The 15,502-nt window shown below is 67.4% G+C and carries 13 protein-coding genes; 8 read left to right on the top strand and 5 right to left on the bottom strand.

Annotated features, from left to right (window positions below; translation table 11 throughout):
* Nucleotides 1–184: 184 nt before the first annotated feature.
* The 5 genes from ruvB to OHB24_RS38065 all read right to left on the bottom strand — a co-directional run bounded on the left by ruvB (nt 185) and on the right by OHB24_RS38065 (nt 4,182).
* Nucleotides 185–1,237, bottom strand: a complete 1,053-nt coding sequence (gene ruvB, locus OHB24_RS38045) for a Holliday junction branch migration DNA helicase RuvB (protein ID WP_327635788.1) — start codon at nt 1,235–1,237, stop codon at nt 185–187.
* Between the two features lie 3 nt (nt 1,238–1,240).
* On the bottom strand, nt 1,241–1,843 hold the full coding sequence (ruvA, locus tag OHB24_RS38050) for a Holliday junction branch migration protein RuvA (protein ID WP_327635789.1): 603 nt from the start codon (nt 1,841–1,843) through the stop codon (nt 1,241–1,243).
* 22 nt (nt 1,844–1,865) lie between these two features.
* A complete protein-coding gene (gene ruvC / locus OHB24_RS38055; protein WP_327641151.1) occupies nt 1,866–2,462 on the bottom strand; it encodes a crossover junction endodeoxyribonuclease RuvC in 597 nt (198 codons plus the stop codon).
* Between the two features lie 70 nt (nt 2,463–2,532).
* Complete coding sequence (locus OHB24_RS38060; protein ID WP_327635790.1) at nt 2,533–3,693, bottom strand: GNAT family N-acetyltransferase; 1,161 nt, start codon at nt 3,691–3,693, stop codon at nt 2,533–2,535.
* A 27-nt stretch (nt 3,694–3,720) separates the two neighbouring features.
* Nucleotides 3,721–4,182 (bottom strand): hotdog fold domain-containing protein, encoded by a 462-nt coding sequence (locus OHB24_RS38065; RefSeq protein WP_327635791.1) that lies wholly within the window; start codon nt 4,180–4,182, stop codon nt 3,721–3,723.
* A gap of 181 nt (nt 4,183–4,363) precedes the next feature.
* Here OHB24_RS38065 and OHB24_RS38070 point away from each other — a divergent pair, with 181 nt between their 5' ends.
* The 8 genes from OHB24_RS38070 (at nt 4,364) to OHB24_RS38105 (ending at nt 15,443) form a co-directional block, all read left to right on the top strand.
* Nucleotides 4,364–5,401: a LacI family DNA-binding transcriptional regulator gene (locus OHB24_RS38070; protein ID WP_327635792.1), complete on the top strand. Its 1,038-nt coding sequence runs from the start codon at nt 4,364–4,366 to the stop codon at nt 5,399–5,401.
* Complete coding sequence (locus tag OHB24_RS38075) at nt 5,401–6,036, top strand: DUF1961 family protein (RefSeq protein ID WP_327635793.1); 636 nt, start codon at nt 5,401–5,403, stop codon at nt 6,034–6,036. Before OHB24_RS38070 ends, OHB24_RS38075 begins: the two co-directional genes overlap by 1 nt.
* A 121-nt stretch (nt 6,037–6,157) precedes the next feature.
* Nucleotides 6,158–6,778, top strand: coding sequence for a YesL family protein (locus OHB24_RS38080; protein WP_327635794.1), 621 nt, complete (start codon nt 6,158–6,160; stop codon nt 6,776–6,778).
* A gap of 2 nt (nt 6,779–6,780) precedes the next feature.
* The gene (locus OHB24_RS38085; protein WP_327635795.1) at nt 6,781–8,325 is read left to right on the top strand and encodes an extracellular solute-binding protein; all 1,545 of its coding nucleotides are present in this window, start codon (nt 6,781–6,783) and stop codon (nt 8,323–8,325) included.
* 3 nt (nt 8,326–8,328) lie between these two features.
* Complete coding sequence (locus OHB24_RS38090) at nt 8,329–9,321, top strand: ABC transporter permease (RefSeq protein WP_327635796.1); 993 nt, start codon at nt 8,329–8,331, stop codon at nt 9,319–9,321.
* 13 nt (nt 9,322–9,334) lie between these two features.
* On the top strand, nt 9,335–10,234 hold the full coding sequence (locus OHB24_RS38095; protein WP_327635797.1) for a carbohydrate ABC transporter permease: 900 nt from the start codon (nt 9,335–9,337) through the stop codon (nt 10,232–10,234).
* Nucleotides 10,231–12,777, top strand: a complete 2,547-nt coding sequence (locus OHB24_RS38100; RefSeq protein WP_327635798.1) for an exo-rhamnogalacturonan lyase family protein — start codon at nt 10,231–10,233, stop codon at nt 12,775–12,777. Before OHB24_RS38095 ends, OHB24_RS38100 begins: the two co-directional genes overlap by 4 nt.
* Nucleotides 12,750–15,443, top strand: coding sequence for an exo-rhamnogalacturonan lyase family protein (locus OHB24_RS38105; RefSeq protein WP_327635799.1), 2,694 nt, complete (start codon nt 12,750–12,752; stop codon nt 15,441–15,443). The genes OHB24_RS38100 and OHB24_RS38105 overlap by 28 nt, the downstream gene beginning before the upstream one ends.
* Nucleotides 15,444–15,502: the final 59 nt, after the last annotated feature.

Raw genomic sequence — 15,502 nt, forward strand, 5'->3', positions numbered from 1 at the left:
CGCAGGTCACGGCGGAAGACCTGGAGGTCAGACCACCGGGGAGTCTAACGCCGCGCGTCAACAACTACCGCATGACGCCGGGTCACGTTTGCGTTACTCACTACTGGTCGCTACGCAGTGTCTACGTTCCGGCACCGGCGGAGGTTCCCCGGCGGTCGTCGTGTTCAGTTGAGGTTGAACTCCTTCAGTCCTCATCGGAGTCGAAGAGCGTGTCCGCGAACGTCGCACCCTTCGGGACCTTGAGCCCGATGTGCCGCCAGGCCGCGGGCGTGGCGACGCGACCACGCGGCGTACGGGCCAGGTAGCCCGACCGGACCAGGAACGGTTCGGCCACTTCCTCCACAGTCTCACGTTCCTCGCCGACCGCAACCGCCAACGTGGAAAGACCGACCGGCCCGCCCCCGAATCGGCGGCACAGCGCGTCCAGGACCGACCGGTCCAGCCGGTCGAGGCCCATCTTGTCCACCTCGTACAGGTCCAGGGCCGCCTTCGACAGCGCGAGCGTGATGATGCCGTCGGCGCGGACCTCCGCGAAGTCGCGGACCCGCCGGAGCAGCCGGTTCGCGATCCGCGGCGTACCGCGTGAACGGGACGCGATCTCGATCGCGGCCTCCGGGGTGATGTCGACCTCGAGCAGCGCGGCCGACCGGTTCACGATCTTCTCCAGCTCGGCGGCCTCGTAGAACTCCAGGTGACCGGTGAACCCGAACCGGTCACGCAGCGGCCCCGGCAGCAGACCGGCCCGGGTGGTCGCGCCGACCAGGGTGAACGGCGGGATCTCGAGCGGGATCGCGGTCGCACCCGGTCCCTTGCCGACGATCACGTCGACCCGGAAGTCCTCCATCGCCATGTACAGCAGCTCTTCCGCGGGCCGCGACATCCGGTGGATCTCGTCCAGGAACAGGACTTCGCCCTCGCTCAGCCCGGACAGGATCGCGGCCAGGTCGCCGGCGTGCTGGATCGCCGGACCGCTGGTCACCCGCAGCGGAGCGGCCATCTCGCTGGCGATGATCATCGCCAGCGTGGTCTTGCCGAGCCCCGGCGGTCCGGACAGCAGCACGTGGTCCGGCGTGCGGTTGCGGCCGCGAGCCGCGTGCAGCACCAGCTCGAGCTGCTCGCTGACCCGGCGCTGACCGCCGAACTCGGCCAAGGTGCGCGGCCGTAGCGCGGACTCGATCTTGCGTTCCTCGATATCCACCGCGTCGGCGGAGACCAGTGGGCGGACGTTGTCTTCCATCGCTTACGCCTTGGACAGGACGCGCAGCGCGGCACGCAGCAGGTCGGGAACGGACGGGTTCGGGTTGTCGGCGGCGAGCGGCGACACGGCGGTGACGGCGTCCTCGGCGTCGCGGGCCGACCAGCCGAGACCGACCAGACCGGCCTGTACCTGGTCGCGCCACGCCTCCTGCGCCTGCAGCGGCCGGCCGGTCACGGTCCTGGACGGCGCACCGATCTTGTCCTTCAGCTCGAGCACGATCCGCTGCGCACCCTTCTTACCGATGCCCGGAACCTTCACCAGTACGGCGAGATCCTCGGTCGCGACCGCCTGGCGCAGCTGGTCCGGGCTCAGCACCGCGAGCGCGGCCTGGGCGAGCCTCGGCCCGACACCGGACGCGGTCTGCAGCAGCTCGAACAGGTTCTTCGCGTCGTCGTCGGCGAACCCGTACAGCGTCAGCGAGTCCTCACGGACCACCATCGACGTGGCGATCCGCGCCTCCTGTCCGGGGCGTAGACCGGCCAGCGTGCCCGGGTCGCAGTACACCTGCAGACCGATCCCGCCGACCTCGACCACGGCACTGTCCAGCCCGATGGCCGCCACCGGTCCACGTACAAAGGCGATCATCGCCAGCCTCCTGTTTCCGTACTCACCGCTTGCCCTGTTGCGCCGCCACCGCGGCCCGCAGCCTCGCCACCTGCAGGCGTGACTGCGCTTGCGCCGCCGCCTCGAGGTTGGCCCGGCTGGTGGCCGCGTCCTGCAGTTTGCTCGCCACGCCGCCACGCCAGACGTGACAGATGGCCAGCGCCAGCGCGTCCGCGGCGTCCGCTGGCGTCGGACGCTCGCTCAGCTTGAGGATCCGGGTGACCATCGTGGTCACCTGTTCCTTGTCCGCGCGGCCCGATCCGGTGACCGCGGCCTTCACCTCGCTGGGCGTGTGCAGGGCGACCGGGAGTCCGCGCCGGGCGGCGACCACCATCGCGACCCCCGAGGCTTGCGCCGTACCCATCACCGTCCGGACGTTGTGCTGTGCGAAGACCCGCTCGACCGCGACCGCGTCCGGCTGGTGCCGGGCGATCCACTCGTCGAGCTCCTCCTCGATCAGCACGAGCCGCTTGGAAACGTCCAGGTCGGCCGGCGTCCGGATCACCCCGACGGCGACCAGCGACGGCGGCTTCCCCGGTGTCCCCTCGACGACGCCGAGGCCGCACCGGGTCAGTCCCGGGTCGACGCCGAGCACCCGCATGAACACCTCCGAACGTTTGTTCGACAACCCTAGTCCGAGGCGTCAGGAGTTCAGAAATCGACGCGCCGTCTCAGAAGTCGTCGAGCATGTACGCCGCAGGTCCGCCGAACACCGCGTCCAGCGCCGAGTCGGCGGCGGCCGCTCCCCCGGTGACCAGTCCGGCGCCGCGGAGGGCGGCCAGCGGCGTACCGGCGTACAGCGCTGCCAGTCCGCGCGGACCGAGGCGGAGTGGGTCGCCCGATGGCTCGGCGGGGGTGAGCGTGGCGGATCCGTTGCTGATCGAGAGGTGCCAGTCGCCGGTGTTCGCGGGCAGTTCCGGGTCGTCGATCCGCAGGTCGGCCTCGAGTACGACGCCGTCCGGGAAGCCCCGTCCCGCAAGGGCTGCCGGAGCGTCGACGAGCCGGAGCATCCACCGGCCCTGCCAGGACTCACCACGCGCCTCGTGCTCCACCATCAGGTGGATCGGATCGAACGGCGGGCAGCATGCCTCCACGGTCTTCGCGATCGACGCACCCGAGCCGACGGTCGCCCACAGCGCGCGGGCGGTCTCCTCCGAGCCGGCGATGAGCTCCTCGACCGCGAGGTTGCCGTCTTTCCACTTGTAGACGACGAAACCGTCGTCGGCGACGTACGCGAAGTTGCCCTCGTCCTCGAGCCAGGACTCGACCTCGGCGCGCGGCCAGATCAGCGGACCGTTCGAGCGTCGCGTCTCGTGCGCCTTCGCGGCGAGCTCCAGGAACAGGTCCGCGTCGTCGCGTCCCGCCTTGCGCACCGCCGTACCGCTGCCGCCCAGGGTCCGCAGATCGGCGGCCTCGAAGGTGTAGAGGTGCCGGCTTCCGGCGAACTCGTATCCGAGGTGCCGGTAGAGCACGGTCGTCGCCGGATACAGCGCCGTCAGCGGATAACCCTTCTGCGCGCACAGGTCGAGTACGGCGCGCATCAACAGGCTGCCGACCCCACGACCGCGGTACTCCGGTGCGACGACTACGCCGGCCACACCGCCCATCGGCAACCGGCGCCCGCCCCACCACTGCTCGTGCGGCCAGACCCGCGCCGCCGCGACCAGTTCGTCACCGTCGACGACGCCGAGATACCGCCCGTCGGCGATGAACGACCGCGCGGTCTTCCTCCACTCGTCGCGGTCACCACCCATCCCGAACGACCGCGTCCGCACCTGCCATACCGAGTCCAAGTGCTCCTCGGCAACCTCCACCACCCGCAACTCAGTCACGCCGAGACCTTACGTCGTACGACGTGCTTACTTCTTGTCAGTTACCCAGAGGTGGATCGTGCCCTCGACGACGACCGTGCCGTCGTCGCGGGTCGCCTTCACCCGCACCGGGACGTCGGGGCCTGCGGTCCAGGTGCCCGGATCGGTCTCGGCCGAGCACGTCAGATCCGTTGTCGACTTGGCGAGGTACGAGACCTCCATCCCCTTCGGCAGCCACCGCTTCCCCGCCGGCACCGTCGCCTCCGCCAAGGCCCCCATCGCCGCCTCGAGACCGTTGCACACAGCAATCGCATGCACCGTCCCGATGTGGTTCTGCACCGCCCGCCGCTTGGGCAACGTCAGCGCCGCGTAGTTGGGACTCACCTGCACGAACCGAGGCCGCACCGACCGAAAGTAAGGCGCCTTCCAGGTGAACCCCCAAGAAAACACCCGCTCCCCACCCGGCACCCCACGCAACCGCTCCCACAACCCCAACACCTGACTCGCCATACCCAGATGTTACCCACGAGTCACATTCGGCGGGAAGAGCTGACCGGGGAACTGGAGATAGGCCATGGCTACTGGGGACCTGGTATTTCATGTCTCCAGTGACCGTCGCCTATCTCCAGTTCTCATCGACCGGTCGATTTAGACGATTCAATCGGGGCTGACTAGACTGCTGGTGACCGGGATGGCTGCTGGACGGGGGACGATGGCGACGCCCAGCATCAAGGAGGTTGCGCAGCGGGCCGGGGTTTCGGTGGGGACTGTGAGCAACTTCCTCAATCGGCCGGGGATCGTGGCGCCGGAGACGCGCCAGCGGGTGCAGGACAGCATCAAGGCGCTCGGGTTCGTGCGGAACGAGGCGGCGCGGCATCTGCGGGCGGGGCGTAGCCGGACCGTCGGGCTGGTGGTGCTCGACGTGACCAACCCGTTCTTCACCGATCTGGCCGAAGGTGCCGAGGCGCTGGCCTACGAGCACGACACCGTGGTGATGCTCTGCAACAGCAAGACCGACCCGGTGCGCGAGGGACATCACCTCGACCAGCTCGAGCAGCAGCGCGTGATGGGCATCCTGATCACGCCGTTCGACAGCACCGATCCCAGCCTCACCGCGCTGGTCGATCGCGGTACGCCGGTGGTGCTCGTCGACCGTACGGCGGACCGCGGACTGTGCTCGGTGTCGGTCGACGACCAGCTCGGCGGACGCCTCGCCGGGAACCACCTGATCGAGTCCGGCCATCGCCGGATCGCCTTTATCGGCGGGCCGTTCACGATGCAGCAGGTCGCGGACCGCAAGGCCGGTATCACCGCGATTGTCGAGGAGACCGGCGACGTCGACCTGCAGCACTACGAGGTCGACGTGATGGGTGTGGTCGAAGGTCGCGCGATCGGTGAACAGCTCGCCGCGCTCCCGGCGCGCTCGCGCCCGACGGCGGCGTTCCTCGCCAACGACCTGCTCGCGCTCGGATTCCTGCAGGGTATGGCGGTCGCCGGCCTGCGGGTCCCGCGGGACATGGCGATCGTCGGGTACGACGACATAGATTTCGCCCGCGCCGCCGCCGTACCGCTGTCGTCCGTGCGGCAGCCGGCCGAGCTGCTCGGGCGGACCGCGATGGAACTGCTGCAGGAAGAGGTCGAGTCGGCCGAGCGGCATCGGCATCGTCAGGTGATCTTCCAGCCGGACCTCATCGTTCGCGAGTCCAGCGACTTCAAGCGCCGGCGCTGATGCCTGTCCTGTACGAGAACCCGCTGGCCGGACCGTCCGACCTCGACGGCTTCCGGCTCGAGGGCGACGGCGCGACGACGTTCCCGCTCGGCCGGCTGCGCCTGGAGAGTGTGCGACCGGCGGCGGACGGGCAGGACGCGAACGTCGTGCTGTGGTGCCCGGAGGACTTCCCGCCGGACGTGACGATCGAGTGGGACTTCTGGCCGATCCGCGAACCAGGCCTGTGCATCCTGTTCTTCCATGCCAAGGGGCGCCACGGCGAGGATCTGTTCGACCTGCAGCCGCGCACCGGGCCGTACGAGCAGTACCACCACGGCGACCTCGACACCTATCACGTCTCGTACTTCCGCAGACGCTGGCCGGCCGAGCGCGCCTTCCACACCTGCAACCTGCGCAAGAGCTACGGATTCCACCTGGTCGCGCAAGGCGCTGACCCGATCCCGGACGTCACCGACGCCGACGGTCCGTACCACCTGCGGCTGACCGTCCACCACGGCGAGATCACCTTCGCGATCAACGACCTGATCACGTTCAGCTGGCACGACCAACACCCCCTGCCCGGCGGCCGCCTCGGCTTCCGGCAGATGGCGCCGTTGATCGGCGAGTACGCGAATCTGCGCGTCTCCCAGGCCTGACCCCCGCGTTCGCGCACCCCCGTGACCACTCTCCGACAAACGCTTTCCCAAGCCTTGACATTGAGACGATTCAACCATACGGTCACATCACTTTTCACCCCGAAACAAGGCAGGAACCGGCATGAGCACTGGCTGGGCCATCAGGCTGTACGACGCTGCGGACGAGGTCCTTTGGGTGATCAAGTTGAACGCCCTGTGGATCCTCTTCACGCTGCTCGGCGGTATTGCCCTGGGTATCGGCCCGGCCACTCTCGCGGCATATTCGCTGGCCAGACGCAGGTCATCCGGTGAATCGTTTCATGCCTTCCCTGCTTTCCGTACCGCGTTCCGCCAGGAGTTCCGCCGCGGATCGCTCGTCGTACTCCCCCTGGTCGCGGCCGCCGTCGTTCTCGTCGGCAACTACCTGTACTTCGCCGCGCTCGGGTCCGCACTCCCCCGCCTGGCCAGTCTCACGGCGCTCGTCGCGCTCGGGCTGATCGCGGCGTACGCGCTTCCGATGGCCGTGCACTACGACCTCGGGATCCGCATGTTGTTGCCCAAGGCATCACTGGTCGCGCTCGCGCGGCCGGCGTCGTCCCTGGTCCTGCTGTTCGTCGCGGTGTCCATCGCCTTCGTGTCGGTGAAGTTCCCGGTGTTCGGGTTCGTCCTGGCCGGCGGCGCCTGGATCCAGCTCGACACCTGGCTCTGCTTGCGCTTCTTCGCCGAGAACGAGGCGCGCCTGCACCTGAAAGGGAACCAATGACCATGATCTCCCGACGGCGCCTCGCCGTCGCCGCCGCACTGTCGACGGCACTGCTCGCCGCATCCGCCTGTTCCGGCGGCGGCGACGACAAGGGCGGCGAGGCCGCCAGCACCGAACTGACGGTGATGGCGCCGCTGTTCGGCACCGCGCCGGACCCGAGCGGCGAACTGCAGCAGGCGGTCGAGAAACTGATCGGCAAGAAACTCCAGATCACCTGGGTGCCGAACGCGGAGTACGGCGACAAGTCGAACGTCACGCTCGCCTCGGACAAGATCCCGGACGTGATGGTGGCGAACGAGAAGAGCCCGTCGTTCGTGAAGGCGGCCGAGGCCGGCGCGTTCTGGGACCTGACCGGCAAGCTCGACAAGTACCAGAACCTGAAGCCGGCCAACGAGCAGACCGCGAAGAACACGCAGACCAACGGCAAGACGTACGGCATCTACCGGGTCCGGCCGCTGCTGCGCTCGGGCGTCGTGATCCGCAAGGACTGGCTGGCCAAGCTCGGTCTGAAGGAACCGCAGAGCGTCGAGGACCTCTACACGATCGCGAAGGCGTTCGCCGACAAGGACCCGGACGGCAACGGCAAGAAGGACACCTACGGCCTGATCATCCCGAAGTGGCCGGGGAACTACGCCAGCGCCAGCCCGTACGACGTGATCGAGACCTGGTTCGGCGCGCCGAACGGCTGGGGTGAGCGGGACGGCAAACTGGTGCCCGGGTTCGACACCCCGGAGTTCTTGGCCGCGAACCAGTGGCTGCACAAGTGGGTCTCCGAGGGCCTGGTGAACCCGGACTTCGCCACGTTGGACAGCGCGAACTGGAACGACCCGTTCGTGCAGGGCAAGGGCGGCATGATCATCGACGTGAACGTGCGGGCGACCCAGTTGCTCGACCTGTTCAAGGAGAAGAACCCGAAGGACTTCGACAAGGTCACGCTGGTCGGCAACCTGTTGGGGCCGGATGGCGAGAAGCACTCGTACCCGTTCACCGGCTACAACATGGTGATCGCGATCTCCAAGCAGCACGTGCGCACCGAGGAGCAGCTCGACCAGGTGCTGCAGACGCTGGACAAGCTCGAGTCCAAGGAGGGCTCGATCCTGCTCACCAACGGTATCGAGGGCCGCAACTTCAAGGCCGACGGCAAGTACGCCGTACCGATCAACCAGGACGACGCCAAGGTGAAGGCGATCCAGAACGACGTCGACAAGGCGTTCATCCAGCTCGGCACCCGGGCGTCGGTCGGGCTGGGCGCCTACGCGCTGCGGCCGAACGACGAGGCCAGCCGGACGATGCGAGAGAAGTTCGACGTCCTGATGAACGAGGACCTGAAGACCGCGGTGTTCAACCCGGCGCTCGGCATCATCGCTCCGACCTCGGTGGCGAAGGGCCAGACGCTCGACACGATCATCCCGGACGCGCGGATCAAGTACCTGTCCGGCGCGATCACCGAGGACCAGCTGAAGGCGCAGATCAAGCGCTGGTACGACAGCGGCGGCACGGACATCGCCAAGGAGGTCAACGACCTGGCTGCCAAGGCCGGCGGCTGATCGATGGCGACCGACCTCGTGCCCGAGGTGGTACAGCCGGCCGCGGATTCCCCGCGGCCGGCGTCCGCCCCGCGGCGCAGACGCAGTACGAAGACCCTGGGGCGCGACCTGTGGCGCTACCGCTGGCTGTACCTGTTGCTGCTGCCGGGCCTCCTGTACTTCTTGCTGTTCAAGTACCTACCGATGTACGGCCTGACCATCGCGTTCAAGGACTACGTGCCGTTCCTCGGCTACTCGGGGAGCGAATGGGTCGGACTGAAGCATTTCCAGGAGCTGTTCACCGGGCCGGACTTCGGCCGGCTGATGTTCAACACGCTGCTGCTCGCCGTGCTGACGGTCGTCTTCGTGTTCCCGGCGCCGATCGTCGTCGCGCTGCTGCTGAACGAGCTCCGGATCAACGTGCTGAAGCGGTCCGTGCAGTCGCTGGTCTACATCCCGCACTTCCTGTCCTGGACGATCGTCGCCTCGCTCACCTATCTGCTGTTCTCGGTGGACTTCGGCGTGATCGCGAACTGGATCCACGGCCTGGTCGGCGGGCAGAAGACGGACTACGTCGCGCAGGCGGACTGGTTCCGGCCGCTGATCGTGCTGCAGCTGCTGTGGAAGCAGACCGGCTGGGGAACGATCATCTACCTGGCCGCGCTGGCGGGCGTGGACTCGCAGCTGTACGAGGCCGCTCGAGTGGACGGCGCCGGGCGGTGGCGGCAGTTCTGGCACATCACACTGCCGGCGATCCGGCCGACGATCGTGGTGATGGCGATCCTGATGTCCGGGAATCTGCTGGACTCCGGGTTCGAGCAGATCTGGCTGATGACCACGTCGCTGAACCGTGACGTCGCGGACGTGTTCGACACGTTCGTGTACTACATCGGCATCACGCAGGGCTCGTTCAGCTACGCGACCGCCGTCGGCCTGTTCAAGGGCGTGATCGGCGTCGTGCTGATCTTCGGCTCCAACTTCCTGGCCAAGCGCATGGGCCAGCGCGGTCTGTTCTGAGAGGAGGACCACGATGAAACCCATCATGAAGCAGCGAGTCCGGTACTACGACTCGGTCGGCAGTCGCGTGTTCGACGTACTGAATGTCGTGGTGCTGACCGCACTGGCCGTGGTGACGGTGCTTCCGCTGCTCTACGTGCTCGCCGGATCGTTCGCGACCGAGTCCGAGATCAGCTCGCGGCCGTTCTTCCTGTGGCCGCACAAGTTCGTCACCGACACGTACCACTACATCTTCTCCACCGACACGTTCGTCCGCGCGTTGCTGACCACGGTCGGCGTGACCGCGGTCGGCACGGTGATCCAGCTGCTGCTGACGCTGACGATGGCCTATCCCTTGGCGAAGAAGTTCCTGCCGGGGCGGGCGCTGGTGCTGAACCTGGTGATCTTCACGCTCGTGTTCAGCGGCGGCATGATCCCGACGTACCTCGTCGTCCGGGATCTGGGGCTGCTGGACAGCTACTGGGCGCTGATGCTGCCGCTGGCGATCAACCCGTTCTACCTGATCGTGGTGAAGAGCTTCTTCCAGGAGTTGCCGGAGGCGCTCGAGGAAGCGGCCCGGATCGACGGGTGCAACGAGCTGAACGTGTTCCTGCGGATCGTGCTGCCGTTGTCGAAGCCGATCATCGCGACGTTCTCGCTGTTCTACGCGGTCGGGATCTGGAACGACTACATGTCGCCTTTGCTCTACATCGACGACAGCAAGAAGTGGACGCTGCAGATGATCGTCCGCCAGCTGACCGCGGCGAACGCCGACTCGGCGAACGTGCTGCAGCAACTGGAGACGGTGACGTTCCCCGAGCAGGGCCTGAAGTTCGCGGTCGTGGTGGTCGCGACGCTGCCGATCCTGCTCTTCTATCCGTTCCTGCAGAAGCACTTCGCGAAAGGCGTGCTGATCGGGTCGGTGAAGGAGTGACTACCCTGCAATGGCTCGAAACACCTTGTCGACAAGGAGTTTCCTGGGGTGTTCCGTGGGCCCGCGGTACGGTTGCCGAGGGCACTGAGTTCGGGTTGTCCGACGGTACGCCGGTGCAGAGCTGGACGACTGCGACGTGGCCGGACGGCTCGGTGAAGTGGTCCGCGCACGCGATCGGGCCGTCCGAGCAGCCCGAGTCGTCGTACGAGCTGGTCGTCGGGGACTCCGCGACGCCGGCGCATCCCGTTCAGGTGGAACAGGCCGACGACGAGGTGCGGGTTACGACCGGCCCTGTCGCGTGGGTGATCCGGCAGCCGGGGTTGATCGCGTCGATCAGCTACGACGGTCAGGAAGTGGTGCGGGACGTCCGGCTGGTGAGTTTGCGGCAGAACACGCCGGACGACGAGCTGGGCGCATCACGGGAGCAGACGACCGCGACGGTGGATCGCATCACCGTGGAGCAGGACGGTCCGGTGCGGGCCGTCGTCCGGCTCGAGGGCAAGCACGGCGACTGGCTGCCGTTCTCGGTGCGGCTGTACTTCTACGCGGGCGCTGCCGACGTACGGATCGTGCACAGCTTCGTCTGGGACGGCGATCCGGATCGGCACTTCCTGGCCGGTCTGGGGCTCAGCGCGGACGTGGTCATGCGCGACGATCCGCACAACCGCCACATCCGACTCGCAGGCCCGTCCGGCTTCCTGACCGAGGCAGTGCGCGGTCTGACCGGTCTACGCCGCGATCCGGGTGAGGAGGTACGCCGTACGCAGGTCGCCGGCGGTGCAGTCGAGGCGATCCCCAACCCGGAGGTGGCCGACCGCCTGCACCTCATCCCGCAGTGGAACGACTACACCCTCGACCAGACCAGCGCAGACGGCTTCACGCTGCGCAAACGCACCGGAGCGGGACAGGGGTGGATCACCATCCCGTCTGGCACCAGAGCACCCGGCTACGGGTACGTCGGTGGCGTCAGCGGCGGACTGGGCTTCGGGCTGCGTGACTTCTGGAAACTGCACCCGACCCGGCTGGACATCCGTAACGCGGGCACCGACGTCGCCACGGCCACGATGTGGATGTGGTCACCCAGCGCGCCGGCCATGGACGTGCGCTACTGGCACGACGGCATGGACCAGGACACGCACGCCGAACAGCTCGAAGGACTCGAGATCACCTACGAGGACTACGAGCCCGGCTTCGGCAACGCACACGGCGTGGCCCGTACGCATGAGCTCAGTCTGCGGGTCCACAACACCACACCGTCAGCTGAGGAGCTGTCGGAACACGTGGCGCTGCTCAACTCGCCTGGACTGCTCACGGTCTCTCCTGCGCGTTTGCTGGAGGCAGGTGTGTTCGGCACCTGGAGTCTGCCCACTGCAGACCACCAGGACATCGAGGCCCGGCTGAACTTCCTCTTCCAGTACTACGTCGGTCAGCGCGAGCAACGCCGCTGGTACGGGTTCTGGGACTACGGCGACGTCATGCACACCTACGACCGCGACCGGCACACGTGGCGGTACGACGTGGGCGGGTTCGCCTGGGACAACTCGGAGCTCTCCCCCGACCTGTGGCTCTGGTACCAGTACCTGCGGACCGGGCGGGCCGACGTGTTCCGTTTCGCCGAGTCGATGACGCGGCACACCGGTGAGGTCGACGTACATCACCTAGGCCGTTGGAAGGGCTTGGGGTCGCGGCACAACGTGCAGCACTGGGGCTGCAGCTGCAAGCAAGTCCGGATCTCCAGTGCGATCTACCGGCGCTTCTACTACTACCTGACCGCGGACGAGCGGACAGGTGACCTGATGGACGAGCTGGAGACCATCGAGGAGGCGTTCCTCGCTGTCGACCCGCAGCGCAAGGTACGACCGGACGTCTACTCCCCCGACCCGCATGCGCTGTCCATCGAGCTGGGCGTGGACTGGGGTGCGCTCGCCGCTGCGTGGCTCACGCGATGGGAGCGACACGGCGACGAGCGGGCACGTGCGCGGCTCGTGGGAACGATGTCCGACATCGCTGCGCTGCACTACGGCTTCCTGACCGGTAGTGCGCGACTGGACCTGTCCACCGGGCGCTTCGACACCAGCCGGGACACCATCGCGGTCTCCCACCTGTCCTCGCTCTTCGGGCTGCCCGAGATCTGTTCCGAGCTCATCGACCTGGACCTCGACGTACCTGGGTTCGAGAAGGCATGGCTCGACTACTGCCGGCTGTACCTGCTCTCGCCCGAGGAGCAGGCCGCGGAGGTCGGCCAACCGTTGCAGGGCATTTCGCAAGAGCTGGCCCACAGCCGACTCGCCGCGTACGCCGCGGCACGCACCGGTGATCCGGAGCTGGCCCGGCTGGCCTGGCGCAAGTTCTCAGTGGACACGGCCGAGTGGAAGACCACTCCCGTCGACGGCGCGCTGATGCCGGTCGACGAGGCCGCGTTCATCAGCACGAACGGCGCGTCGCAGTACGCGCTGGCAGCGATCCAGAACCTGTCCCTGATCCCCGAACACCGGAATGACAGAGGTGGAACGGCATGGAGGTCTCCCGACGCACCGTCCTAGCAGGCATGGCCGCCGTACCTGCGGTGTCCCTGCTCGACAACATCCAAACAGCTGCGGCTGCTGAGGCTTCTGACGTCAAGCTCAGCTGGCTCGAAGGCAAGCCCACCACAGCGGCTGTCACCACGTGGGGCACGCCCTGGCCGAAGGGCGTCGTACCAGCGAACCAGTCGTTCGCTCTCAGGTCCGCTGACGGCGCCGACGTACCAGTGCAGAGCTGGCCGACCGCGTACTGGCCGGACGGCTCCCTCAAGTGGAGTGCGCACGCGATCGCAGTGGACGCACCTGCTGAGTCGTACACGCTCGGCCCGGGTACGGCGGCCGCGCCTGCGCATCCCGTCACTGTCAAGAACGAGAAGCTGTACGTCGACGTCGACACGGGCGTGATCAAGGCGCGGATCCGGAAGGGCGGGACCGAGCTGATCAGCCACATCTGGCGTGGTGACGTGCTGATCGCGCGCAAGGGTCAGCTCATCAACCTGAAGCAGGACAAGATCGCCGACGACGAGGACGGCGGCGCTGCCCGGGAGAGGTACGACAGCGACATCACCCGGGTCACCGTGGAGCAGTCGGGGCCGGTGCGCGCCGTCGTACGGATCGAAGGCCGGCACAAGTCACGCAAGGGCCTGAGCTGGTTGCCGTTCTCGGTCCGGCTGTACTTCGTGGCCGGTGCGGAGAACGTGCGGATGGTGCACACGTTCGTCTACGACCGCGACGGGCAGAAGGACTACATCGCCGGGCTCGGCGTGCGCTTCTCGGTGCCGCTGCGCGACGCGGCGTACGACCGGCATGTGCGGTTCGTCGGCGAGCGGCACGGGATGGTGTCCGAGGCGGTGAAGGGCATCACCGGTCTGCGGCGGGACCCGGGCGCCGCCGTACGGGCCGCGCAGATCGCCGGGACGAAGCTGCCGGATCCGGCGACGTGGGACCAGCGGGTGACGACGCGGCTGCAGTACATCCCCGAGTGGGGTGACTACTCGCTGAGCCAGTTGACCGCGGACGGGTTCACGGTGAAGAAGCGGACCGCCAAGGGGTACGGCTGGGTCTCGGTCGACCAGGGCAAACGCGCCTCCGGGCTCGGGTACGTCGGTGGCGTCAGCGGCGGATTCGCCTTCGGATTAAGGGACTTCTGGCAGCGGCACCCGACGCAGCTGGACGTCCGGAAGGCGGCGACCGCGGAGGCCGAGGTGACCGTGTGGCTGTGGTCGCCGGCGGCCGGTGCGATGGACACGCGGTTCTACCACGACGGCATGGGCCAGGACACCTACCCGGAGCAGCTCGAGGGCCTCAACATCACTTATGAGGACTACGAGCCCGCGTTCGGTACGCCGTACGGGATCGCCCGGACGTCTGAGCTGACGTTCTGGGCGCTGGAGGCGACGCCGTCGGCTGAGCGGCTGGGTGACCTGGCCGACCAGGTGCGGACGCCGCCGCAGCTCATCAACCCGGTGGACCAGCTGGTGAGCTCCCGGGTGTTCGGTGGGCTGTTCACCCCGGTGGACCGGTCCGTGTCGGCGAAGAAGGCGATCGAGGACCACCTGGACTTCCTGTTCGACTACTACCGCGGGCAGGTCGAGTCGCGGCACTGGTACGGGTTCTGGGACTACGGCGACATCATGCACACGTTCGACGAGGACCGGCTGGTGTGGCGGTACGACGTCGGCGGGTACGCGTGGGACAACTCAGAGCTCTCGCCGGACCTGTGGCTCTGGTACGCGTTCCTGCGGTCAGGGCGTGCCGACATCTTCCGGTTCGCGGAGGCGATGACGCGGCACACCGGTGAGGTCGACGTCTACCACCTGGGTCAGTGGGCCGGCCTTGGTACGCGGCACGGCGTACAGCACTGGGCGGACAGTGCGAAGCAGCAGCGGATCAGTACGGCGGCGTACCGGCGGTTCTACTACTACCTGACGGCTGACGAGCGTACTGGCGACCTGCTGTCGGAACTGGTGGACTCGGACAAGACGTTCCTGGTGCTGGACCCGCTGCGGAAGATCAGGACCGAGCCGTACGAGCCGGACCCGCATGCGCTGTCCATCGGCCTCGGCACGGACTGGAGCGGTCTGGCCGCGGCCTGGCTGACCGAGTGGGAGCGTCAAGGTCCTAAGGCTGGTCTAGCGAAGGCCAAGCTCCTCGGGACGATGGAGACGATCGGGGCGATGCCGAACGGGTTCGTCACCGGGAGCGGGTTGTACGACCTCGACACGGGGCGCTTCGCACCAGTGGCCGAGAAGATCGTCAGCGTGTCCCATCTGAGCGCCATGTTCGGCCAGGTGGAGATCTGCGCCGAGCTGATCGACCTGGTGGAGATGCCCGCGTTCGAGGCCGCGTGGCTGCAGTACTGCCGGCTGTTCAACGCGACCCGTGCAGAGCAGACAGCAGAGTGCGGGGCGTACTTCGGTAACCTCATCCTGCGGCAGGGCCATGCGCGGCTCACGGCGTACGCCTCGGTCCGGCTCAACCGCGACGACCTGGCGGCTCGCGCCTGGTCGGAGTTCTACACCGGTGACGGCTACGCGCCGACGCTCCCCTGGACCGCCGAAGACGTCACCACCACCCTCAACCCCACCCAGGCCGCCAAGTGGGTCTCCACCAACACCACAGCCCTCTACGGCCTCGCCGCCATCCAGACGCTCGCCCTCGTCGGCGACCAGATCGTGAATCCGTAGCAACTTTTCTGGTCCTTCCCGCATCTCTTCAGATATCTGCACTGGGGAGTGCGGGAGGG

Source organism: Kribbella sp. NBC_00482 (assembly GCF_036013725.1).
GTDB lineage: Bacteria > Actinomycetota > Actinomycetes > Propionibacteriales > Kribbellaceae > Kribbella.